This window comes from Lysinibacillus xylanilyticus, from assembly GCF_001708185.1.
In the GTDB taxonomy this organism is placed as follows: Bacteria; Bacillota; Bacilli; order Bacillales_A; family Planococcaceae; genus Lysinibacillus; species Lysinibacillus xylanilyticus_A.
Map to the genome: position 1 here is coordinate 116,441 of NZ_MDDN01000008.1, position 22,598 is coordinate 139,038.

Genomic DNA, 22,598 nt, shown 5'->3' on the forward strand with positions numbered 1-22,598 from the left:
CATTTAGACAGCCCTTGACCTGAAGAGAATTATGATTGGGGATATGTTTTTTGTAAAAAAGATACAGATTGTTTAATGAGTGACTTTAATACTTCCTCATCCACATCTGCTAGCTTATTAATATAAACACAAGCTTTTCCTGTTGTATGTTTGCCAAATTCTTGTAATAATTGATCGCGCTCATTGTCACCTGGAGCAAAATATAAACTGATTTTAGCCTTTCGAGGAGAAAATCCAACTAAAGGTGCATCGCCTTCATGTCCAGATTCATATTTGTAATGATAGCCGCCAAAACCGATAATACTGGGCCCCCACATTTTCGCTTCATGCCCCGTTACTTCAGTAAAAATATCTACAAGTCGGTAAGCATCTTCACGTTTCTTAGGATGATCAACGTTTTCTATAAATTCAATAACACTGTCATCCGTTTCTTTCGTTTTTAATTCGTACATGTTGATCTCTCACCTTCTACATTTTAGTGCATCATAACGTTTACAGAAGTTTACCACAACTGCTATACCAAAAGCTGTTTAATAGTTTTTAATAGAACGCATTCTATATCTTTCTCCACTTGCTCTAGCAAAAGCTTTTGCTGTAGATGACTATAAATTCCTTGTTTTTGCATGAGCTCCTGGTGATTACCCTGCTCAACCATTTCCCCCTGTTGAATAACAAGAATTTGGTCGGCATTTTCGATTGTTTTTAAGCGGTGTGCAATGACAAAGCTTGTGCGTCCCTGCATCAAATGCTGTAGACCTTTTTGAATATCAACCTCTGTTTACGTATCCACACTAGACGTAGCTTCATCCAAATTAAAATATCCGAATTTTCTAAAATTTCCCGGGCAATAGCAAGTAATTGTCGTTGACCTTGACTAAGGTTTGTCCCACCTGCCTGTACAGGTGTATCATACTGTGCTGGTAAATATTTTATAAAATTATGGGCATTGGCAATTTTCGTCGCTTCCTCTACTTCTACATCCGTAGCGTCAAGCTTACCAAAACGAATATTTTCACGAATCGTCCCAGAGAATAAATAGGTATCCTGTAGTACGACACCAACTCTTTGACGAATTGTTGCCATTTTATAATCCTCGATGTTATGACCATCAATTAAAATTTCACCTGCATCCACATCATAAAAACGAGTTAACAAATTGATAATGGTCGTTTTCCCTGATCCCGTCGGCCCTACAAGTGCAATGGTGTCACCCGCCTTGGCATACTGGTGGAGGTTGTGAGTATGATGAATATTTTAATTATTTTAATGATCGAGATTTAGAAACACGAAGATGTGCCCTCGCCGCTTTTACCGTTATGCTCGGTAAGTGGCATGCTCGCAGTGGCTTTACCTATATTCCACAGCACGACCGAAAATATTTAGGTGGATATAATCCAAATGAACCGTTTCATGAATTAAATAATTACATCGAAGCCATCGTTGCTCATCATCATCATATAAAACAAGATTTCCCTGTGATGTTTGAATATATTATTCATTTTATTATTTCTATTGAAGAAAAAAGAAAAGTACCTTATGAAAAATGGTTTCCATAATTAGATGCTCAACTCGTTCAACGATTAAGAGATGAAGTATTAATTCCTAATAAATCACTTTTAGAAGTCCCTACTGAATACAAATACTTTTTAAGAGAATCTGGCATCCCACCATTTTTCGAATCAGATTTTTTTGAATAACTGAAGAAAAGCCATGTCAGCAATTATCATACTAACATGGCTTTCTTTCTCTATCATTTTTTACAAATCATCAAACCCGTTATCTTCTACATTAACCTTCACATATTGACGAGAACGTTGCTCGAAAAAGTCTGTTTTCCCTAAGTCAACATCCTCATAAGCTTTAACCCACTTCAATGGATTTTTGCGATAGCCCTCAAATGGACGCTCAACGCCAAGCTGATTACAACGAACATTTGCATAGAAGTGCACATAATCATGGACATCTTCCACATCGAGGCCATCAATTTTATCGCCAATCACCTCATTGGCCCAATCTACCTCTAGCTGTACGGCCTCACGGAATATTTCCTGTACACGTGCTGCTCGTTCAGGTGTATCGTATTCAGGATATTCCGCTAATAGCTCTTGATAAATTTTGATGAATAAATCGACATGAAGCTGTTCATCGCGATTAATATAATTAATCATCGTTGACGTGGCCACCATTTTTTGATTACGTGCTAAATGATAGAAGAAGGCAAAGCCGGAATAGAAGAATAAGCCTTCTAAAATCACATCATAAATGATCGCTTCTAGCATATTTTCAACAGATGGCTCTTCCGAAAATGCATGGTAGCCTTTAATAACGAAATCATTGCGTCGCTCTAGCACTGGCTCTGTACGCCAAAAGTCAAACGTACGATCCTGCTCGTCTTTGTTCACAATACTTGATAGCACATAGGAATAAGAGTGATTATGGATAACCTCCTGCTGTGCTAAAATAATCATTAATGCATTTAAGCTTGAATCTGTTAAATAATCTGCTACTTTACCAGCAAAATCTGTTTGTACACTGTCTAAAAGTGCTAGTAAACCAATTATTTTCAAAAATGATTCCTGTTCAACTGCTGATAGCTCAGGAAACTGCTTCACATCATTGCTCATATTAATTTCAAATGGTGTCCAGAAGTTACCAAGCATTTTTTTATACTTTGGATAAGCCCAGCTAAAACGCACATCATCCCAGTTTAAAATGTTAGAAGAGCGACCGTTCACAATCCCTGTTGAACGGTTCGGTGCTTCTTTATCCATAATTTGTCGTTTCGTAATCGTTGTCATCGTTACTTCCTCCTAGCTTGCACAAGACTCACATTCTAGCAATTCTACAGATGTTGAGCGTACATAATATGTCGTTTTCACACCACTCGCCCAAGCGTTCATATGTAGTGCTAATAAATCCTTCGCCTTAATCGTATTTTGAACATATAAATTCAGTGAAATGCCTTGGTCAATATGACGAGCTCGTGCAGCATTTTGCTTGATTGTCCAATTTTGATCGATGAAATAAGCTGATTTATAATACCAAGTCGTCGTCGGTGATAAATCTGGTACAGTTACTGGTATTTTGTAATCCTTTTTCTCCTCTGAATAACTTTTTTGGAAGATTGGATCAATCGTCGCCGTACTGCCCGCTAAAATAGATGTCGATGAGTTAGGGGCAACGGCCATAACATAACCGTTACGCATACCGTTATCAGCAACTGCTGCGCGTAACGCATTCCATTTTTCACTGTCGTAACCACGTTTGTCAAAATACGCACCAGTATGCCAATCTGAACCTTCAAATAATGGGTAAGCACCTTTTTCACTTGCCAAATCGTTAGAAGCGCGAATCGTTAAATAGGCAATTTCCTCGTATAGCTTGTCCGCAAATTCTACAGCTTCCTCAGACTCCCATTGAATTTCTTTCAAAGCTAATAAATGATGCCAACCAAATGTGCCTAGCCCAATACCACGGTAGCGCAAGTTCGTACGCTCTGCTTGTTTCACTGGGATTGTATTTAAGGCAATAACGTTATCTAACATACGTACTTGAATTGGAATCAAACGTTCTAGTACACCAGCCGGTACAGCTCTGCCTAAATTAATAGATGATAAGTTACATACAACGAAATCTCCAGGCTTGCGACGTGTTACGATGACATCATCTTCAAGGGTAATAGATTCGAATTCAGTAGCCGACATATTTTGGAAAATTTCTGTGCATAGGTTCGAGCTGTAAACCATCCCTTCATGCTTATTCGGATTCATACGATTTACTTCATCACGATAAAACATAAACGGCACGCCTGTTTCAAGCTGTGAGCGCATAATACGTTTCATAATATCGATCGCTGGTACGACTTCACGGCTTAATAAAGGATTGGCGATACATTCTGCATATTTTGTACGGAAGGAACCGTCACCTTTTTTCTCATCATAGAAATCTTCTAATGAGAAGCCCATGACCTCTCGTACTTCATGTGGGTCAAATAAATGCCATTCCCCACGTGCCTCAACTGTCTCCATAAATAAATCCGGTAAGCATAGCCCTGTGAAAATATCATGGGCACGCAAACGCTCATCCCCATTGTTTAAACGTAAATCTAAAAACGTAAAGACGTCTTTATGCCAAACATCTAAATAGACCGCGATAGCTCCTTGTCGTTGCCCAAGCTGATCGACCGAAACTGCCGTATTATTAAGCTGTTTAATCCATGGTAAAACGCCACTTGATGCACCTTTAAAACCTTTAATAGATGAGCCTCGGCTACGAATTTTGCCCATATAAACACCAATACCGCCGCCATACTTAGATAATGTTGCGACATCTGTATTTGTGTCATAAATACTTTGTAAACTATCATCTACTGTATCAATAAAGCAACTAGATAGCTGTCCATGTGTTTTCCCTGCATTCGATAATGTTGGTGTGGCAACAGTCATATATAAATTACTCATTGCCCAGTAAGACTCTCGCACCTTTTGTAAACGATTTTCTGTTTCATCCTGCATCAATGTCATCGCAATGACCATCCAACGTTCCTGTGGTAACTCGACAGGTGTTTTCGTATAATCACGAACAACATAACGGTCCATTAATGTTTTTAAGCCAATATATGTAAACAACTCATCTCGACTTTGTTCTAAATATGAAGCAAGTTCCTGAAGCTCCTGCTCACTATATTTTGTTGTTAAACTTTCATGATACAGACCAGCCTCTGTATAGCGTGCTAATTGTGCTGGGAAAACCTGATAAACATCTTTCACAGAAACACCGCGGCGCATTGCAAATTGGTCATATAATTTTTCTAAATAAATTTGCGCTGCAACAAATGTCCAATATGGCTCCTCTTCATCAATTAGGCTAAGCGTTTGTAAAATCATCGCATCCGCCCATGCCTCAAATGTGGCATTGTCATTTTTTCGTAGCCATCGATCCGATAACCTTACAAAACTTTCAAGTTCATCCTCCGTGTAACTTTTCTTTAGCTTAGCAATTTGCTGTTCGATTTGAATTGTCATATACACATACTCTCCCTTTCTATCTCCAGACAACACAAAAGCGATCACGCATCCTCTATCGGTTGCGTGATCGCTGTAAAATCGGAAATGGAAATGAAGGACATGCACACACAGAAGTGAACAAATCTCTCGCCTCCACTTCTCAATCCCCGAAGAATGTGTCGCTGTCTTGAACAAATCGGCAGGTCTCCTGGCTCATGCTTCCTCCAAATGATCGCCTTCCCATTGTTAACAGTGGCCTCTGCATCATTTGTCAGCACTTACAGTTGCGGGGACAGCTTCGGCTTAAGATGCTCTTTTCCGAATTCCCTTTTAAACCATATTGGTACCTCTTGTTCAAAATACTATATATAGTGTTTTAACTCCTAAACAAATCTAACATATGGTGTTTATTGTTGCAATAGGCGTTTTGCCCCTTGATTTTTATTACGCACTACTTTTTCTCGAAGCAAGCCCAATTACAATGCAGTTTTACGTAGTTTCTCAAAATTTCTAAGAAAATTTTTTTGTGCCAGCTGCTCTTTTTCTGGATGTACACCAAGTAAAATGACTGCACACGGGCCAGCTGTTTTCTCAACATCTAACGAACATGTGACCTGTTGATTGCCAAAAAGTCGAGTAAATTCTGCTTGCAAACCTTTTGATCCAACTGGCCAAACTTGCTGCACGATTTCCTCTTTCCATGCCTGAAAAATAGGCTGTAGCTGTGCGACATCCTCAGGCTGTGCAAGGACTTCATTGCCTACAAGCGGCAGTCCATAAGTGTACCAAATCAGCTGATCATGCTTATAGGGTGTACGTTGCTGCTGTTCACCAAGCATCGTTATGGACAAACCAGATTGTACAGTCGGCATATTGGACTCAGTGCTACCGTCTATTTGCGGACAAATAAGACCAGCTTCATCAAAAACCTGCTGAATGCCTGCCACATAGCGAGACCATGCCACATCCCCTGAAAAATTAGCGAGTAGGACATGTGTAGGTAAAGCATTTGCGGCAAGCTGCTCTAAAAAAGTAACACGTGCTGTCAAGTATGCCGTGAGTTGATCTGAGGCAGACACAACATCTTGCGGTTTTTCACCAATTGCTGCGGCATTATCTGTCGTAGCAATCAGCTCCCCTACTTTTATGGCATTTCTCAATGTAATCGCCCTACCTTACGCACAAATACTTTAGATAAAATGGGCATTGCAACTGCAACGATGACTAAATTAATTAGAGTTGCCAACGGTAGACTAGTAAGAGATGCCCAATAAAATGCCGGACTAATGATAAAGTAAAACGGTAATGGTGCCACAACGCCATTTAAAATAAGTGCCACAGGCCATTTCCAGAAATGCATTCCTTTATTATGCATAATCCCGAAGATCCATACTACGATAAACATCTCTACTGCGATAATAATATGGAGTGGTCCAAGTGGGAAGCCAGAAGTTAAGGCCGTAATAAAATGCCCAATTGCTCCTGCAACCCCAGCCAATACTGGAGATAAAAATACAACGCTCAAAAATGCAGGAGCCGCGTCCAGTGCAGCAGTTGTAATAAATGGTGTTGGAATTTTAATAACTGCCCCAACTGCACAAATTGCCGCTACCATGGCAACGAGTGTCAATTTCATTAATCTTTGTCGATCCATTCCATTCCCTCTTTTCTTTTAAACATTGTTCATTATAGCGTGAGGTTAATTTCCGTTTCGGCTGAGCGCTTGGAAGTGTACGATGAGCACCCCATTCAACTGACTAACTACGTCATTTGATTTGTTCCCCAATACCGTACCAAATACGTACGACATGTTCTGCTTCAGCAAATAATGCCTGGTACAAGCGCCCACATGTATCACGTAATAATCGTGCCTGTTTTTCCATCGGCACAACCCCTCGTCCCATATCGGTCACAATTATATAGAGTGCACAATTTTCTTCAAGAGTCTTTAGTCTTGTCAAAATGGTTCTGACAATGACCTCATCATCCTCCAGATCTTGTGTCACGAGCCACTTCTCTAGGTTTTTAATAACCAGTACATCACAGCTAGGAGTGTCATCAGGTACATAGCCATCTACTAGCTCAACTTTTTGATCTGCAAGTAAATTCATGACATAGTCGGTTTTTCCACTATAAGCTCCTCCGATAAAGACATGCATCTCGCCCCCTCCTCCCAAGCCTTTCTTGAAAACGATAAAGAAAACATTTTATCATGCGGTGTATGGTACGTCCAAAAGGGTTGCTCAGTCGGTGCAAATGCAACAAGAAGTGCTCGAATGACGCCACCATGCACAACAAGATGATAAACGTCTTCTCCTTTTGGTAACGTTGTAAATCCTTCAATGACTCGCGCACAAAATGCATCAAAACCTTCCCCTTTTGGAGGCGGTGACTGTACTGGATCATCTAACCATGCACAATAACGACGATCAGATTTTAAATCCTCATATGTTCGCCCTTCAAATTCTCCGAAGTTCGACTCTCGGAATCTTTTATCTGCCATGTAAGTTGCATTCGGAAAATAATGAGCGGCCGTTTCTCTACAGCGCAGTAAATCGCTACCATACACTTTCGTGACATCTTTATCTACAATAGCCAGCGAAGATACATCGGCTAATGAAGAATCTGTCCAGCCAATATATCGTTTTTCTAAATTTTCCTTTGTTGGTGCATGTCTCATTAAGCGCACAATAACAACGTCACCCACAGTACAACCTCCATTCCTTCAATTGATGCACCGAGTAAATCCCCAGAAACACCACCAAAGTTGCGCACTGTAAATTGTCGAAAGACTAAAAAGGCAATCGCTAATACAGCCATCAACACTAACGGAACAAACGAAAAGCCTATTACGATCAATAAGCTACTATACGCCACTACCAATGTTATAAGCATAAAGCAGATAAGTAATCCTGGCTTAATATGCGTTTTAAAAAAGTAGGCAAGCCCTTTTTCTTTTGAGCACTGTAGCGACAAAAAATAAAAACTCATACCCACTCGTGTTAATAATGGAATAAAAATCAGCATCCAAAGAGCTAATTTATGCTGCACAAATAGTTCATGCAAAATAACAAGTTTACCAAGCACTAAAAATAAGACTGCAAGCACTCCAAATGCGCCAACACGTGGATCATCTAGAATTTCAAGCCGCTTCTCACGATCCCGATATGAAAAATAAGCATCCCCCATATCAATAAAACCATCTAAATGTAAACCACCCGTAAACAAAGCGAATAATCCGACAATCATAAAGGAAAGCAAGACTTCACTGCTCGTCGTCCATTCTGTTAAAGCATATATCACCGCTGCCACTATGGTACCCATCAGAGCCCCTATCCATGGCAAAAAGGCGAACATCCCCGTAATGGTTACTTTGGTTAAAGGAATTTCTTTATGTACCGGCAAAACTGTAAAAAATTGAAATGCAAGTTGTATGCTCTGCCAGAAATTTTTCATCGCCTTGCCTTCTTTCTTTTTATTTTCAAAGCGCGTTTCATTACTTCCATTTCTTTACGATTCCATAATTGATTTCATACGCCTTATCCGCTATAGAAACGAACCATTGATGTAACTTCCCGAGCATTTGTCGGTATAATTCAACTTCCTCGTTTGTATATGGAGGCTCATCAAACAATTCGTTCGAGACGACAAAAAACGTCACCCTTTTCTCAAGTAACGTCTCTACCGCCCTTTTTACAACACGGAGCTTCTCCTCTAAACAGCCTGGTTGTGCCACACACGGAGTCCCTGTTTCAAATCCTTCGTAAAAAGCATTTGTCAGCCATGTCGTGACACAGTCCCATAACACGACATCTCCATCAATCAGGTTACTCAATGTATCAGCGATTTCATAAGGTGCTTCTATCGTTAGCCATTTAACAGTTTGCGCCTGTCTGTCAGCCTGATGTCGCACTATTCGTTTCTCCATCTCACGGTCCAGCGCTACTCCTGAAGCAATATAAATAAGTCGTTGTCCATGCATGGACTTTGTTTGAAAGTGAGTAACAGCCGCATCTTCAGCAAAGTGGGATTTACCACTGCGTACTCCCCCTGTAATGAAAATCAGTGGCAATGATTACGCCTCCTATTGTAGATGTTGAATGTTACCGATATCTTTAACGAGCAATTGATGCTCTAATCGTTCAATAATCGTTACGCTTGTACCATGAATGAATGGTTCTGACCAAAGCTGATCAATGCTTCTGCCTAAAATGGCGTTAACGACACATTTAATTGTTACAGCATGGGAAACAATTAATACATTTTCATCAGGAAATTTATCTGCAATTTCTTTCAACATATACATCGCTCGCTCTGTTACTGCGCCAAAGCTTTCGGTATGAGTTGCGATAAATTGTGCAGGATAATCGGTATATAATTCATAGTCTAAGCGTTGTGTCTTTATGATGTCCTCGACCGTTTTACCTTGCCAATCCCCTAAAAAAATCTCACGTAAATCATCCGCATAGTAAATGGGAAGCTGTCGATCACTGACAAGAATCTGCAATGTTTCCTTGGCACGACCACTCGAACTGCTAAATGCTGCAGCGAATGCAATTTCCCCCAAATGTTTTTGCAGTTTTTTCGCATTTGAAATACCATTTTCAGACAACGGAGAATCTAACCATCCTTGTAGCCGATGTTCTTTATTCCACATTGTTTCACCGTGTCTCACTAAATAAAAAGTTGTCACTTTTCTCACCCCTAATTAATAATCAATTCTGCCTCGGCATAATTGCATCCGAATCGGCTTTGTGCTTTGGCCCGCAGATGTTTTTTGTGCGAAAGCGCAGTGCTAACGTAGCGTCAGCAACCTATGTTTTTTGTACCGAAAGCGAGCGACAGGTATAGATGTTTGGACACCCGCTGAAAAATTAGCTTAAACCCGCATTCATCTCACCACCTACAGAGGTAGAAGACTCATAAGTTAAACCATGCTTGCAAACAGTTTTTTAAATAAGTCATGGCCGCAATATCTTTAATCCCGATACGGAACCATTCACCATTTAAGCCCATAAAGTTTTTTGTATGGCGTAGTACGACGCCCTTTGATAAACAATAAGTAAAAAATGTATCTGCTTGCTGTTTTTCAGGCAACGTAAAACATACATAATTGGTTACACTATTTGTCACCTGGCAACCATTTTCTTGTAAATAGCTTTGTAGCAATTCCCGCTGTGTTGTTGCATAGGCAATCGCTTGTTGACAATAATTTTCTTCATCTAAACAACCTGCCCCTATCACGAGTGCAAAGGCATTCAAATTCCAATGCGGTAGACTAGACTTTAACTCAGCAACAACGATAGGACTCGCAACTAAATAGCCAAGGCGCAATCCTGGAATCGCGTACATTTTTGTCATCGAACGAACGACGATCATATGCGGATTATCTACCACATATTGAATCAATGAATAGGCTTCATCGATCCAGTCAATAAAGGCCTCATCAATAACAAGCTCGCAATTCACTTGTGCACCATGAGTAATTAATTGTAAGAGCTCCTCTTTATTTGGAAGTACCCCCGTCGGATTATTCGGCGTGCAAATATATAAAGCATCTGCATTCGCCATCTGTCGTTTTAGACGCTCCATCGGCAATGTGTAGTGAACAATATCCTCTACAAGTATTGGCACAATTTCAGCACCTGCCGCCCGTAATGTTCGTTCATATTCTGAAAAAGTGGGATGCACGATAATCACCCGTTTATTGGCATAGCGTTTAGCCAGAACACTAAAAAGCTCTGAGGCACCGTTGCCTAGTAAAACACAATCTTTCTGTACATGATGAAAAGCTGTCACCTTTGTTAAAAATGGCTCACCGTCTGGATCTGGATAACGTTGAATGAGCGGATAAAATGTGCGCCAACGCGCCTCAACGAATTGAGGTGGTCCTGCCGAATTGACATTTTCACTAAAATCATACACCTCTTTGGGCATGATCAGTCCAAGTTGATGATAGACATTTTGCGGATTTGCTCCGTGATTAGGTAATTGCAAAAATTAACACCTCCACTGCTAATATAACAAGAGTAAAGAGCAAAGTAGCCATACGCATATGAATAATAGACGTTGCAATATGCTCTTTAGTTAATGGAACTAATTTTTCTCCCATAATTGCTCGATAAGAAACGACACCCTGATATGTATTTTTTCCTCCAAGCTGTACTCCTAGCTGAACAGCTGTAGCTGCCTCCAAATACCCACTATTCGGACTTGGGTGCTTTTTTGCATCCTGTAGCCAACGTTTTAATCGCTGACCAAGAGATACTGTTGTTTCATTTTTAGTCCCTAGTACCATGAGTAAGCCTGTTAATCGGCTAGGAATAAAATTCAATACATCGTCTAGCTTTGCAGAAAACATACCAAAATCTTTATATTTCTCATTTTTATAGCCAACCATAGAATCTAACGTATTGACTGCCTTATAGCCCCATAACCCTATTGCGCCAAATAAAAAGGCATAAAATAACGGAGCGGTTACACCATCACTCGTGTTTTCTGAGACCGTTTCCACAACACCACGAACAATCTCATCCTCGTCAAGCTTCTCCGTATCCCGTCCGACAATCCAAGATAGCTTCACACGAGCTTCAGCAAAATCCCCTTTAGCAAGCGGTTCATACACAGCCATCGCAGCTTCCTTTAAGCTACGCTGCGCTAATCCTATACCAATCAGTAATCCCTCTACTAGTATGCCAAATAATAGGCTAATCTTATAGCTTAGTAGCACAATGACCATCACAACAAACATCGTTGTGCCGACTACAGTGAGCGCCATGATCATCCCACGAAACTTTCTCATTCTTCCTTTATTCCATAATTCTGTTTGAGATTGAATGAGCTTTCCAATCCAGCGTACTGGATGAGGCATTTTAGGAGGATCACCGACTACTAAATCAAAAGCAAGCCCAATGATACAAGCAATCATCAATGCCATCATAAAGGATTCTCCTCTTTATCTTTTTTATATTTTTGAATAGCCTCACGCATCGTTTCGTAAACACCATGACCAATGACTTTCCCAAGCATTGTAATCGGACCAGCATATTGATGGTAGACACCTTCCTCCGTCGAAGCAATTAACAAGCTATCTGTTGAAGTACCTGTAGCTTGCGTGCCCGTTGTTGGATCTGTAATACCTTCATCAATGAGAGCCTTGACCTTTGCCTCAGTCGTAGAGATCATTGCCTGAAATAAAGCCTCATCCGACAATTTCCCATTGATAAGTACCCACGTATTGATAGTGCCAGCATGATACTGCTCCTGACGATGAAAGGCACGCGTTATATCTACGGCATTCCCGAGCCCTGCTGTAATCATAATGACAAGATAAATGCCTTCATATGTAAACTCACGAATTGTTGCGTACCTGGCATAGACAGCCGTCATCATCGCAACCGTATTGTCAATTGGAAAGCCTTCGGACTGTAAAAATCGTTGCAATTCTAACTGCGGTTTTCGTTCATCGTACGTATATGGCACTGAACGATTGATTAGATGTGTATAATAGCCAAATCCCGGATTATGTACTGCCGAGGATACGACCTTCATTGGTGAATCTGTGCGGAAAGCAACATAATGTTCAGAAATGTGAATATTTTCCTTGCGTAGTACTGGCATTATCTCGCCTCCCATTCAGAAAATAAAAAAACAAATTCTTACAAAGAAGAATTTGTACTGTTCAATCTTAAATTTATGATTGTTCCCAAATTTGAACTTTTTGAATTTTGTACAGCATTACAACTTCCTAATACTCAAATTATTTATTTTTTTGAAATTGTATCACAAATTCGCGTTTTATAACAATTCAATTTCGAGATATTCCGTTATTGCTTTTGTTTTAAGTGTTTAAAACGAACAATGGATCCTGCAATGATAAATACCCAGCCAATACCGATGTAGACAATCTTCATTGTTTTTGTCGAGGACGGTAAAATATCCATGATCGTTAAACAAACAAATAGTATGCCAATCATTGATAGAAACATACCAATCGATAATTTTTTCAAAAGAAAAACCTCCAATCTATGTACGCCCTCGATTTTACCGTATTCCCGCCAAAAAGAAAACACTAATCCCGTTCAAGGATTAGTGTTTATCCCGCATGAACGGGCAGTAATTTGTCTGTAGCGAAAGTAAAGTAGTTCGGTCAGCGATTAACTGCCCGTAAAAGCCCGATTGGTGAAGACTAATAATCAAGAAAAACCCCCACTGATTATCGTTTCACTTTTTACTTATACTCTCACATGTGCAAAAAATTCTTCATAAAGTGCTTGTAAAATTTGGTTTTCAAATTCCTGTAGCACACCGAATACTAGACTTACTTCAGATGAACCTTGATTAATCATCTCAATATTTGCACCTGTTTTTGAAATGGCCGTTGCAGCACGTGCCGCTAAACCTGTATTATTACGCATGCCTTCACCTACGATAACAATCATAGAGAAACCATGACGCATTTGCACATCATCTGCATGTAATTCATGTTTCACACGAGAAAGAATACGCGCTTCATTTTCTGGTGTTATTTGATTTGAACGCATAATGACAGAAATATCGTCTAAACCAGACGGTGTATGTTCATAAGAAATATTTTCGTCTTCTAAAATTTGTAGAAGCTTACGTCCAAAGCCTACTTCACGATTCATCAAGTACTTTGACACATATAAAGTTGAAAAACCACTGTCTGCCGAGATACCTGTAACTGGACGACCTGTTGCAGGACGACTTGGTACGATACGAGTACCTGGGGCTGATGGATTATTTGTATTTTTTATGTTAACTGGCACCCCAATCTTATAGACAGGCATTAATGCTTCATCATGGAACACTGAAAAGCCTGCATAGGATAATTCGCGCATTTCGCGATACGTAATTTCTTTAATTTCCACTGGATCATTCACGACTTTCGGATTCGCGGAGAACACACAATCCACATCCGTAAAGTTTTCATAAAGCTCTGCCTCAACAGCTGCTGCTAAAATAGAGCCTGTAATATCAGAGCCACCGCGGTCAAATGTTCGCAATATGCCCGCTTTAGTGTAACCGAAGAAACCTGGGAACACAATAATTTCTTTTGTATTTTTTAGAGGTGCTAAATTTGCATAAGCCTCTGGTAAAGCAAACGTGCGTTCAGGTAAATCATTGACCACTAAACCATCTTTCGGACTTACGTAACGAGCCGGCATACCGATAGAATTGAAATACGCTGCGATTAACTTCGCGTTATTATCTTCCCCTGCTGCTTTAATGCTATCGATAAATAATTCTTCATTTGATTTATCACCTTGCACACGTTCACGTAAATCTTCAGCTATCACGCCACAAATTGTATGATCTAACTGCAAACCATCTGCAATCGCCTTAAAACGATTCACAACGGTTTGCACTTTCTCTTCAACATCTTCTTTTTTTAATGCTGCCATTGCTAAATTAATTAATAAATCAGTTACCTTTATATCGTCACCGGAGCGTTTCCCTGGTGCAGAAACGGCTACGATTTTACGTGCCGGATTAGATTTTACAATGTTTGCTACTTTTTGAATTTGTTCTGCACTTGCTACAGATGTTCCACCAAATTTACATACGATCATATCTATCAAATCCTAACTTTTTAAATTAATTGTATTCCCCCACAAAACAATTGAATGTACACAGTGTACAAATTATCGCTCTCTACGTCAATACAATTTAAAAAATTCACGCAATTTACCGATAGAATATGGACAATTTCCGCACTGTTTGATTTATTATACGGATTTCATATGAAATAGTTAAGGTTTTTACAAAAATTTTTTGTAGAATTCACATAATCGTACAAATCTTTGTCTGAACTAGCTTAAATCATCTAAATTACAGGATTTAAGTAATCAATTTTAGCGATAAAACATGCCAATTTGAACCAACTTAACCCCGTCATTTAACAATTTTTTTGCAGCCAATTTTTCCTTCTATATTGTTTCCAATTTGAATGAAATGAAATTAACTTTCTTCTATATTAATTAATGAAAACGCTTCCTTGTTATCATATGCAGAAAAAATTGTGATGTTTGTGCTATTCGCGATTGCTGAAAGTCGCTCACTCTTCAAGTTGATTCACCTGTTTTGCTTGTTATTTGTTCTCCTTTCGCGGATGTTCTCCCCCTGCGTAGAAGGGCACTTATGTTGACAATCCTTTTGGAGGATAAAGAGCTTATCACCAAGACGTGTAGTTGATTTTGTTCCGACTGGGCGCTTTTTTTGTTGCTGTCGTTGCACTTTCGCACAGATAAAACATTTGCCGCTGACGCTTCGCTTTCGCACAGATAAACCATTTGCCGCTGACGCTTCGCTTTCGCGCAGAAAAAACATTGTTGCTGTCGCTTCGCTTTCGCACAGAGCAAGGCTTCCTGGGGGCGTCCGATGAGCCGCTTGGGCCAACAGATGTTTTTTGCGCGAAAGCGTAGTGCAAACGTAGCGGCAGCAGAAGGATGTTTTTTTGCGCGAAAGCGTAGTGCTAACGTAGCGGCAGCAGCAGGATGTTTTTTGCGCGAAAGCGTAGTGCTAACGTTGCGGCAGCAGAGGGTTTTGTTTGTGCGAAAGCGCAGCGACAGCAACAGCACCGATGTTGGTCACGAAGGAGTCACCCAGCCTTCACTCCAATCAACTTATATACTAGGCGTACGTCTTAACAAATGTCATCCACAACTTGATCAGCCAGATAAAGCTAAAAAAACCACCCTTAAAATGTCCATTACATAATGGTCCATTATAGGATGGTTTTGATTATATATTTTGTACAAACATTATTTCCCTTTCACTATTGTTCTTTGAGCTTTTTTAATAATTCTCTCAGTTGCCTTAGTTGGAGAATCCTTTTGCCATTCATCACAAAGGTTTATTACCCACTCTGGTTGAGTTTTGCTAGCATCATTTAACCAGTTGCCGACAGAATCTTGAACATACTTTGACGAATCTGATTGTAGCAAATTTAGGATAGGAAGTACGATTTGTGGTTCTTGCTTTAATCTTTCAATATGCTTTGTCCATACCCCGCGAGGACGGATTGATTCTAAACTGAACCTACGAATGTTTTCATCTTCGCTTTTCGCCCACTCCGTTAACAAGTCTACACTTTCCTCTACATTTTCTGAAAGGTCTTCCCTAATTGACATCCAAGCAATTTCTCGTACACCAAAATGATGATCTGCTGCGAAAGATCGGGTATACAACAATTTCTCTTCTAAAGAATGATCGTTGTTTTTATTCATAAATGCTGCCCAACATCGGACAGTATCAGATACATGTTGGGAGCATAGTTTGATTACATCCTCTTTTTTAGTCGCACTTTCATTAACCACGACTGTGTCTAATAAACCACCTATTAAACGTATAGCCTTCATTCCCGTTTCAACTTTTTGCTTCTCTATCTCAGTTAAAATAATTTCCAACTCTTCTTCTAGCCCCATTGTTGGTAGAACATTTTTGACTAAAGAAATATGGTTAACAGCTTGCCATTCCGTTAAATTAACACTCTCGATTCGGCCTTGATTCAACAACGCTAAAACGTCATTAGGGATATCGCTAGCCTTCCTAGCTCCCTTTCTATTTAAAACATCTTCTTTTACAACCATTTCACACCCCCTGAAATTAATGGAAAAATCCTAGAAATTATTAGAATGTCTCTTTCTATATTATTTTCTCTTACAAATTATTTCCACTGTTTTCCTCTATTAAAAATGAAGCACTGGACAAAAACACCATCACCTTTCAGAAAAATCCCTTTAGATTGAAACTAAATGCTCATAGCAAAAATTTCTATTTTTTTTAGAATAAGTATTGAAAGGAGATGATACTTTGTCAAACTTCTTTAGCAAATATTCAAAATATGTAATACTACTCATTTTTATATTTGAAATAATTTATTTTGGCATTCCGGATTATGTAAAACCTGTGTTTGTTTATGAGTATCTTGTATTTTTCGGAATAGCTTATTTCTTTGCTATTCTTCAAGATTTTTTTAATCCAAGTGAAAGAACAGATATATTACTTCGAGTAGCCATCATCATTAGTTCGATCGTCATGTTTATTACATCAATCTACTATAAAGCCACGTTCTCGGTTGCTTTTTCTGTAATAATGTTCGTTGCGATTAGTTTCTCATTACATTTAGCAATCAAGCATAACAAAAAAAACAAGCAACAGGATTAATACCTTTTGCTTGTTTAACTTGGTGATTGTTATAGTGAAAAATTTAAGGTTGCGATCGTTACGGGCAGTTAATACGGGATAAGGTCCTCCACCCAATTACAGGATAAAACCGAGATAGTCTACAACTTCCTAATTCTTCCGATAGTACATGATCCACATTCTCCCTTGCAACCAATTAACAGGATAACGTGATGGCAGAATGCATAACTGCTGAAGATATTATTGTTAGTTTTCCACGAAAACCAACAATTGGAAAGCGTTCTTTAGGCATTGACCTCCTCACTATTTGAATACTATCTCAATTCGATACTGTTATCGAGTGGCTTGATAGAGTCACCTATGATACGATTACCAAATAAACAACTTTATTTGGTTTTTATTAACTTTAGTGAAATCAAGTGAATAACAATATAAAAGGATGATAGTCAATTGAGTAACGAACAAAATAAAAGTAAATTTATATACACATATGTACATCATGTTGACGAATACGATTTGTGTAGAATGGAGATGCGTTCATTTTTTAGTTTTGATTCCCAATCAAACTATATAATAAGCAATGTTAAAATTGATCCAAGCCGTAGCCCTTTTATACAAGAGAGACTTGAAGTGCTATATGAAGATAATAGCGTAGAGAACATCATGACAATGGTGAAGGATACAAACATAAATGAAGCAACTTTTAAAGTGGTTTGTTTAAATAATATGGATATAGGTGAAACGAAGAAAATCCCTCAATCAGAGCGTAGATTGTTAGAACGTGAGATAGGATTATGTATAGATGGAGAACCAGATCTAAATCATCCTGAAACTATATTTGGTCTTATTTTAATAGATGGAATTTGGTATTTTGGAAAGCATTCGAAGAGTGAATCCATTTGGCGTAAACATTTACACAAGCCAAACAGTTATTCAACGGCACTTAGCACTAGAGTTGCTCGCGCTGTAGCGAATATCGCCGTTCCCCAGCCTCAAAATATTCGTGCAATCGACCCTTGTTGTGGTATAGGGACAGTGGTAATTGAAGCCCTTTCTATGGGAATTAATATGGAAGGGCGAGATATATATTACAATGTTTGTAAAGGTTCCCGCGAAAACATCGCTTATTTTGGGTTAACAGGTAACATTACAGTAGGTCCAATCTCAGAAGTAACGGAGCACTACGATGTCGCCATAATTGATTTACCATATAACTTGTTTACGCATTCATCACCAGAAGATCAATTTGATATTATTAAACATGCTCGTCGGATTGCCGATACGGTAGTTGTCGTTACAATTGAAACAATTGATGACATGATAGAAGATGCAGGTTTTATTATAAAAGATCGATGCGTTGCTAAAAAACAATCGTTTTTACGCCAGATTCTATTATGTAAATAAAAGCACGTACCTTCTATCATTATAGAAGAAAGTAAACCTACTCACAGCTTGCAATGCGGAGGCGGTTTACTTTTTTTGTCCATATGTATAGAAGGATACAAATTTATCAAATAATAAACAACTTGACCCCCTCACTAAGAACTATATATTGATTACTCGGAGACCATAGAATACTGCAAAGGCATCACGAATAATAAATAGTGCTAGTACGCCGATTCCACCCAATACACCTGCTAGTATAAATATTGCGAAAGAAGCAAAATATAAACTTTTCTTTTTTTGAAGAATACAAACCCAAAAATATTTGCAATAACATTAAAAAAGACCATAAATAGGCTCATCACCAAAAGTTGTGGATGACATTTGTTAAAACATATACTATATAAATAAGTTGATTGGAGTGGAGGCTGGGTGACTCCTTGGGGATCAGCGGTAGAGGAACGAAGGCTAAGAGCATCACGTCCTGTGATAACGCCTTCGTAACCTACATCGTGTAGGCCCGAGACCCTGGAGCGAGCAACGCGAGTGAAGCGGCTCATCGGACGCCCCCAGGAAGCTCTGCTCTGCGCGAAAGCGAAGCGTCAGCGGCAATGTTTTATCTGTGCGAAAGCGAAGCGGCAGCAACAAATGTTTTATCTGTGCGAAAGCGAAGCGGCAGCAACAAATGTTTTATCTGCGCGAAAGCGAAGCGGCAGCGGCAATGTTTTATCTGTGCGAAAGCGAAGCGGCAGCAACAAATGTTTTATCTGCGCGAAAGCGAAGCGGCAGCGGCAAAGCGACCAGTCGGAACGGAAATCAACCACACGTTTTGGTGTTGAACCCATAAATAGTTAAAATGGAAAAAATTCACTGTCTCTTTTCAAAATTAAATGTGAGGTTATTATTAACAATCAATCTTTATTATAAAACTACATCTAAAATTTAATTGTAAAATTATGCGGATAAAAAATCATCTTTCACTCACACTAATGGTGGAGGTGAGATGATAATGGGTAATAATAAACATAAAAATAATAAAACTCAAGACAACAAAAAACAGCAGAATCAAAATCAAAATGCTAACAGAGAGCGTAAAAATAAAAACAGAGAAGAGTTCGCTGAGGAAGTAGACTTCAGTAATATTCAAAATGAAAATAAACGTTAGTTGTAAAATCAAAAATTAATTTTTGAACTACCCCCCAATATTCACTTTAGAAAAAGGTGTGTATGGGGGCTTTTCTTATTCTGTAAAAACATCCACCCATGATCCATCTCCTTCAATTTCTTAATGCACAAAAAAACCGGAAATAATTCCGGGCTAATCACCATTTACTTCCAGATGAAATTCTTCGTCGTTAACATTAGCTCTGTGTGGCGTCTACGGTTATGTAAGTATTGCTATACAGAAGCATATTAATATTTTTTACATTCCACAATTTCTTAAATTCATTAATAGGAACTTTTCGATTATAGCTATTGTTATCATTATTACAATTCACCAGTTGCCTTAATGATTCTGAAAGGTAGAAATACTCCTTGTCATATCCTACGACAGGGACAAAGTGCAAATTATTACGATCCTTATGTACTCTAATAAAGACAATAACAGGAGTTCCTTTACTAACTTCGTACTTTAATGTATTGATATTTCCTTTATAATAGTTTGTTTTAAATCCCTTTTTTCTTAACACCGTACGAATTCCCTTTGGATATACATTACCTGACCTCACTTTACTAGGAAAATTAGTATATAACTCTTCACCATCTGCCTCCATTCCAAAATGACGCAACACATATGCTGTTGAAAATGCTGCACATTCCCTTTTGTTTTGACTATCTATCCTATTATTTCGTTTAATGAGATAGTTAGCCGGATAATCTCTTTTTCGTAAAACAGGTATGGGTAATGTCATTAAATATGCATTAATGATCGTTGATATAATAATCCATAAAATAGCTGTTCTAATTATAAACATACTACTTCCCCCCATTGTTTTGCGTCCATATGCAACAATATTTTAAGTCCTTCTTTCACTAAACTGCGCCGTTAGCACAAGAAGCGATTGCTTTAATTGAACAATCGCCCCCGTTAATGAAAAAGCATTCCTGCTTATAACAGAAATGCAACCTTATTTTAACAATTATTTTTCTTTCATAAAAAAGAAACCTGTTCCATTTTCCTGTGTTACAAATCCTTCTTTAACGGACATTTTTTCCACCATTTTTTGTTCCTCTGCTGTGATTACAGTAGTAATATCCTTTCTTTCAGTTGGGTCCCCTTTTACAAAAAAGAAGCCTGTTCCATTTCCTTGTGGTACAAACCCCTTTTTAGTCGGCAGATTTTCTACCATATTTTGTTCTTCTTTTGTTATAACCGTAGTAATGTCTGTTTGTTTTGAAGCAACTACTGTTTGTTCTGCTGCTGATACCTTTATGCTTTGCAAGTCTTTTGCAAAACCAAATGTTAATGCTAAAACTCCTGTTAAACCAAAGGCTAAGACTAACTTCCTTTTCATATAAAAACCTCCATTTATTTTTAATTCGCAACAATAACATATTTTACCACAAATGAATCTATATTACTTTATAACTTTTTCTTGGACTAATCTGCGCTTTTCGTCTAAGAAAAAAATGGCTCTACCCCATTTTGAAGTAAAGCACCAATCGTTGAACATCACTCTTTAATTTCAGTTACAGTAACCCCATCAGTTTTTATATCAAATGTTAAAAAGTGCGTTCATCTATATTTCATTAACACCTTTATCTTCTCTTAGTATAAAATTACATCCGGAAATATTTCAATAATATTAATGTCCATAAAAAATCACCTCATCTCTATAAAGAATAGGTATGAGGTGATTTTAATCAAGACGCCAACTTCTCTTTTGGCACTTCGTTTAGCGAGACTCTTTTGGTGGTTGGCAGACGTCACATTTACGTTGATTTTTATTTTTAAATTTTGTAAATGTTTTTTCAAAGTTGCTACCACATGCACATTTTAATAGTAACTTTTGAGAAAAACCGTGATATTCCGTCGTTAGCAACTTACTTTCCGAATTATTCTCAACAAATTCTTTAATTTTTTCAATCGTCCATTTTTTATTCAATCTCTTACACCTCTATATTTTATCTCTATGCGGAGGCTTTCTTGGCATCCGTTCAGTTATAAGGAAAAGTCTTCATTACCTTAAGTTCCTCATTATAACATGAGCTGGTATATAATTAAACAGATTGAAAATATCGTATTTGACTAACATCCTTTTACAAACATTAATATATCAACGGATTCAACCACTTTATGATGAAGTAAACATATTCCCCTCATTTTATTAATGACGGTATTTCTAATGTAACAAGTGCCTTCTTCCAGAAATTCGGAAAGTCTTACGTACACTCTAAAAAGAACTATTCTGCTGGTCCTTCACCAATAAATTATGCAATCAAATTTCCTGCTGTTTGACGATCAAACGCCAATCATCTGCTTTAAGTTTTCAAAAGGGACATATCCAATAATTGGTTCGCGTAATTTATTATGAATAATCAATCGAGTATGAGGAATGCCCATTACCTTATATTCCGCTGCAATCTCTGGGCTTTTTTCAATATTCACCCTTACAATTTTCACCTTACCATTGCATTCTTCATTGAGTTGATTTAGAACCCTCGCGAACATTTTACACGGTCCACACCACTCAGCCCAAAAACTTATTAACACCATCTTTTTAGTTTTTAATTGTTCTTTTAATTCCTTCTTTGTTGTTACATGAACAATTGACATAATCCCTTCCTCCCTTTGTGGAAATAAGAAATATAAATCTTGAAGATATAATATGCTTTTAGTTATGATTAGACCCTACTATCGCCGTTTATATCCTTCAGCAACAGCTACTATTGATGAAGACCGGCCTAATTTAGCAGTTCCCCCCGCTGCATAAACATTTTCTTGTGACGTACGCCCTGCCTCATCCACCACAATGCTACCATCTTCATTTAAATGACAACAAAGCTGCACTGAAAATTGATTTGGACGCACAAAGTTTT

27 protein-coding genes, 1 pseudogene and 1 riboswitch are annotated in these 22,598 nt (G+C 38.4%); of the genes and pseudogenes, 6 read left to right on the forward strand and 22 right to left on the reverse strand.

Annotation, left to right across the window (positions count from 1 at the left end; genetic code table 11):
- Positions 1 to 29: 29 nt before the first annotated feature.
- Complete coding sequence (locus tag BFJ97_RS15375) at positions 30 to 452, reverse strand: DUF1801 domain-containing protein (protein WP_068985531.1); 423 nt, start codon at positions 450 to 452, stop codon at positions 30 to 32.
- Between the two features lie 62 nt (positions 453 to 514).
- A pseudogene (locus BFJ97_RS15380) lies at positions 515 to 1,236 on the reverse strand (ABC transporter ATP-binding protein); the annotation flags it as partial.
- On the opposite strand from BFJ97_RS15380, the gene BFJ97_RS23765 reads away from it, so the two are divergent.
- Entirely contained in the window at positions 1,197 to 1,556 is a 360-nt protein-coding gene (locus BFJ97_RS23765; RefSeq protein ID WP_139114457.1) for a hypothetical protein, read from the forward strand. The pseudogene BFJ97_RS15380 and the gene BFJ97_RS23765 sit on opposite strands and share 40 nt — an antisense overlap.
- A gap of 201 nt (positions 1,557 to 1,757) precedes the next feature.
- Here the strand turns inward: BFJ97_RS23765 and BFJ97_RS15390 are convergent, their stop codons facing one another.
- The 15 genes from BFJ97_RS15390 to BFJ97_RS24255 all read right to left on the reverse strand — a co-directional run bounded on the left by BFJ97_RS15390 (position 1,758) and on the right by BFJ97_RS24255 (position 15,381).
- A complete protein-coding gene (locus BFJ97_RS15390) occupies positions 1,758 to 2,798 on the reverse strand; it encodes a ribonucleotide-diphosphate reductase subunit beta (protein ID WP_068985532.1) in 1,041 nt (346 codons plus the stop codon).
- Positions 2,799 to 2,810: 12 nt separating this feature from the next.
- The gene (locus tag BFJ97_RS15395; protein WP_068985533.1) at positions 2,811 to 5,024 is read right to left on the reverse strand and encodes a ribonucleoside-diphosphate reductase subunit alpha; all 2,214 of its coding nucleotides are present in this window, start codon (positions 5,022 to 5,024) and stop codon (positions 2,811 to 2,813) included.
- 162 nt (positions 5,025 to 5,186) lie between these two features.
- Positions 5,187 to 5,372: riboswitch (cobalamin riboswitch) on the reverse strand.
- A gap of 110 nt (positions 5,373 to 5,482) precedes the next feature.
- Positions 5,483 to 6,166: a hypothetical protein gene (locus tag BFJ97_RS15400; protein ID WP_068985534.1), complete on the reverse strand. Its 684-nt coding sequence runs from the start codon at positions 6,164 to 6,166 to the stop codon at positions 5,483 to 5,485.
- Positions 6,163 to 6,660 (reverse strand): ECF transporter S component, encoded by a 498-nt coding sequence (locus BFJ97_RS15405; protein ID WP_068985535.1) that lies wholly within the window; start codon positions 6,658 to 6,660, stop codon positions 6,163 to 6,165. The genes BFJ97_RS15400 and BFJ97_RS15405 overlap by 4 nt, the downstream gene beginning before the upstream one ends.
- Before the next feature lie 112 nt (positions 6,661 to 6,772).
- Entirely contained in the window at positions 6,773 to 7,165 is a 393-nt protein-coding gene (locus BFJ97_RS15410) for a bifunctional adenosylcobinamide kinase/adenosylcobinamide-phosphate guanylyltransferase (protein WP_068985536.1), read from the reverse strand.
- Complete coding sequence (locus BFJ97_RS15415; protein WP_068985537.1) at positions 7,114 to 7,713, reverse strand: histidine phosphatase family protein; 600 nt, start codon at positions 7,711 to 7,713, stop codon at positions 7,114 to 7,116. Before BFJ97_RS15415 ends, BFJ97_RS15410 begins: the two co-directional genes overlap by 52 nt.
- The gene (gene cobS, locus BFJ97_RS15420) at positions 7,686 to 8,462 is read right to left on the reverse strand and encodes an adenosylcobinamide-GDP ribazoletransferase (protein WP_068985538.1); all 777 of its coding nucleotides are present in this window, start codon (positions 8,460 to 8,462) and stop codon (positions 7,686 to 7,688) included. The genes BFJ97_RS15415 and cobS overlap by 28 nt, the downstream gene beginning before the upstream one ends.
- A gap of 40 nt (positions 8,463 to 8,502) precedes the next feature.
- Positions 8,503 to 9,078, reverse strand: a complete 576-nt coding sequence (locus tag BFJ97_RS15425; protein ID WP_083227064.1) for a bifunctional adenosylcobinamide kinase/adenosylcobinamide-phosphate guanylyltransferase — start codon at positions 9,076 to 9,078, stop codon at positions 8,503 to 8,505.
- Positions 9,079 to 9,090: 12 nt separating this feature from the next.
- On the reverse strand, positions 9,091 to 9,699 hold the full coding sequence (locus tag BFJ97_RS15430) for a histidine phosphatase family protein (RefSeq protein WP_068985539.1): 609 nt from the start codon (positions 9,697 to 9,699) through the stop codon (positions 9,091 to 9,093).
- A gap of 227 nt (positions 9,700 to 9,926) precedes the next feature.
- Positions 9,927 to 11,003 carry a pyridoxal phosphate-dependent aminotransferase gene (locus BFJ97_RS15435; protein ID WP_068985540.1) on the reverse strand — a complete coding sequence of 359 codons (1,077 nt, stop codon included), beginning with the start codon at positions 11,001 to 11,003 and terminating at the stop codon, positions 9,927 to 9,929.
- Entirely contained in the window at positions 10,990 to 11,946 is a 957-nt protein-coding gene (gene cbiB, locus BFJ97_RS15440) for an adenosylcobinamide-phosphate synthase CbiB (protein ID WP_068985541.1), read from the reverse strand. The genes BFJ97_RS15435 and cbiB overlap by 14 nt, the downstream gene beginning before the upstream one ends.
- Positions 11,943 to 12,626 (reverse strand): adenosylcobinamide amidohydrolase, encoded by a 684-nt coding sequence (locus BFJ97_RS15445; protein ID WP_068985542.1) that lies wholly within the window; start codon positions 12,624 to 12,626, stop codon positions 11,943 to 11,945. Before BFJ97_RS15445 ends, cbiB begins: the two co-directional genes overlap by 4 nt.
- A 206-nt stretch (positions 12,627 to 12,832) precedes the next feature.
- Positions 12,833 to 13,015 carry a hypothetical protein gene (locus BFJ97_RS15450; protein WP_068985543.1) on the reverse strand — a complete coding sequence of 61 codons (183 nt, stop codon included), beginning with the start codon at positions 13,013 to 13,015 and terminating at the stop codon, positions 12,833 to 12,835.
- Positions 13,016 to 13,240: 225 nt separating this feature from the next.
- Complete coding sequence (locus tag BFJ97_RS15455) at positions 13,241 to 14,599, reverse strand: aspartate kinase (protein WP_068985544.1); 1,359 nt, start codon at positions 14,597 to 14,599, stop codon at positions 13,241 to 13,243.
- Between the two features lie 602 nt (positions 14,600 to 15,201).
- The gene (locus BFJ97_RS24255; protein ID WP_139114458.1) at positions 15,202 to 15,381 is read right to left on the reverse strand and encodes a hypothetical protein; all 180 of its coding nucleotides are present in this window, start codon (positions 15,379 to 15,381) and stop codon (positions 15,202 to 15,204) included.
- Positions 15,382 to 15,407: 26 nt separating this feature from the next.
- On the opposite strand from BFJ97_RS24255, the gene BFJ97_RS15460 reads away from it, so the two are divergent.
- Positions 15,408 to 15,746 (forward strand): hypothetical protein, encoded by a 339-nt coding sequence (locus BFJ97_RS15460; RefSeq protein ID WP_068985545.1) that lies wholly within the window; start codon positions 15,408 to 15,410, stop codon positions 15,744 to 15,746.
- A gap of 44 nt (positions 15,747 to 15,790) precedes the next feature.
- Here the strand turns inward: BFJ97_RS15460 and BFJ97_RS15465 are convergent, their stop codons facing one another.
- Complete coding sequence (locus BFJ97_RS15465; protein ID WP_068985546.1) at positions 15,791 to 16,618, reverse strand: DNA alkylation repair protein; 828 nt, start codon at positions 16,616 to 16,618, stop codon at positions 15,791 to 15,793.
- Between the two features lie 223 nt (positions 16,619 to 16,841).
- Here BFJ97_RS15465 and BFJ97_RS15470 point away from each other — a divergent pair, with 223 nt between their 5' ends.
- The 4 genes from BFJ97_RS15470 (at position 16,842) to BFJ97_RS24795 (ending at position 19,722) form a co-directional block, all read left to right on the forward strand.
- A complete protein-coding gene (locus BFJ97_RS15470; protein WP_068985547.1) occupies positions 16,842 to 17,195 on the forward strand; it encodes a hypothetical protein in 354 nt (117 codons plus the stop codon).
- Positions 17,196 to 17,624: 429 nt separating this feature from the next.
- Positions 17,625 to 18,578, forward strand: coding sequence for a TRM11 family SAM-dependent methyltransferase (locus BFJ97_RS15475; RefSeq protein WP_068985548.1), 954 nt, complete (start codon positions 17,625 to 17,627; stop codon positions 18,576 to 18,578).
- Between the two features lie 525 nt (positions 18,579 to 19,103).
- On the forward strand, positions 19,104 to 19,412 hold the full coding sequence (locus BFJ97_RS24260) for a hypothetical protein (protein WP_139114459.1): 309 nt from the start codon (positions 19,104 to 19,106) through the stop codon (positions 19,410 to 19,412).
- A 154-nt stretch (positions 19,413 to 19,566) separates the two neighbouring features.
- Positions 19,567 to 19,722, forward strand: coding sequence for a hypothetical protein (locus BFJ97_RS24795; protein WP_175401775.1), 156 nt, complete (start codon positions 19,567 to 19,569; stop codon positions 19,720 to 19,722).
- A 196-nt stretch (positions 19,723 to 19,918) separates the two neighbouring features.
- Here BFJ97_RS24795 and BFJ97_RS15485 read toward each other — a convergent pair whose 3' ends face one another.
- The 4 genes from BFJ97_RS15485 to BFJ97_RS15500 form a co-directional block, all read right to left on the reverse strand.
- The gene (locus BFJ97_RS15485; RefSeq protein WP_068985550.1) at positions 19,919 to 20,533 is read right to left on the reverse strand and encodes a cysteine peptidase family C39 domain-containing protein; all 615 of its coding nucleotides are present in this window, start codon (positions 20,531 to 20,533) and stop codon (positions 19,919 to 19,921) included.
- A 165-nt stretch (positions 20,534 to 20,698) separates the two neighbouring features.
- Positions 20,699 to 21,073 (reverse strand): hypothetical protein, encoded by a 375-nt coding sequence (locus BFJ97_RS15490; RefSeq protein ID WP_068985551.1) that lies wholly within the window; start codon positions 21,071 to 21,073, stop codon positions 20,699 to 20,701.
- Between the two features lie 381 nt (positions 21,074 to 21,454).
- Entirely contained in the window at positions 21,455 to 21,664 is a 210-nt protein-coding gene (locus tag BFJ97_RS15495; RefSeq protein WP_068985552.1) for a hypothetical protein, read from the reverse strand.
- Positions 21,665 to 22,020: 356 nt separating this feature from the next.
- Positions 22,021 to 22,335 (reverse strand): thioredoxin family protein, encoded by a 315-nt coding sequence (locus tag BFJ97_RS15500; RefSeq protein ID WP_068985553.1) that lies wholly within the window; start codon positions 22,333 to 22,335, stop codon positions 22,021 to 22,023.
- Between the last annotated feature and the right edge of the window lie 263 nt (positions 22,336 to 22,598).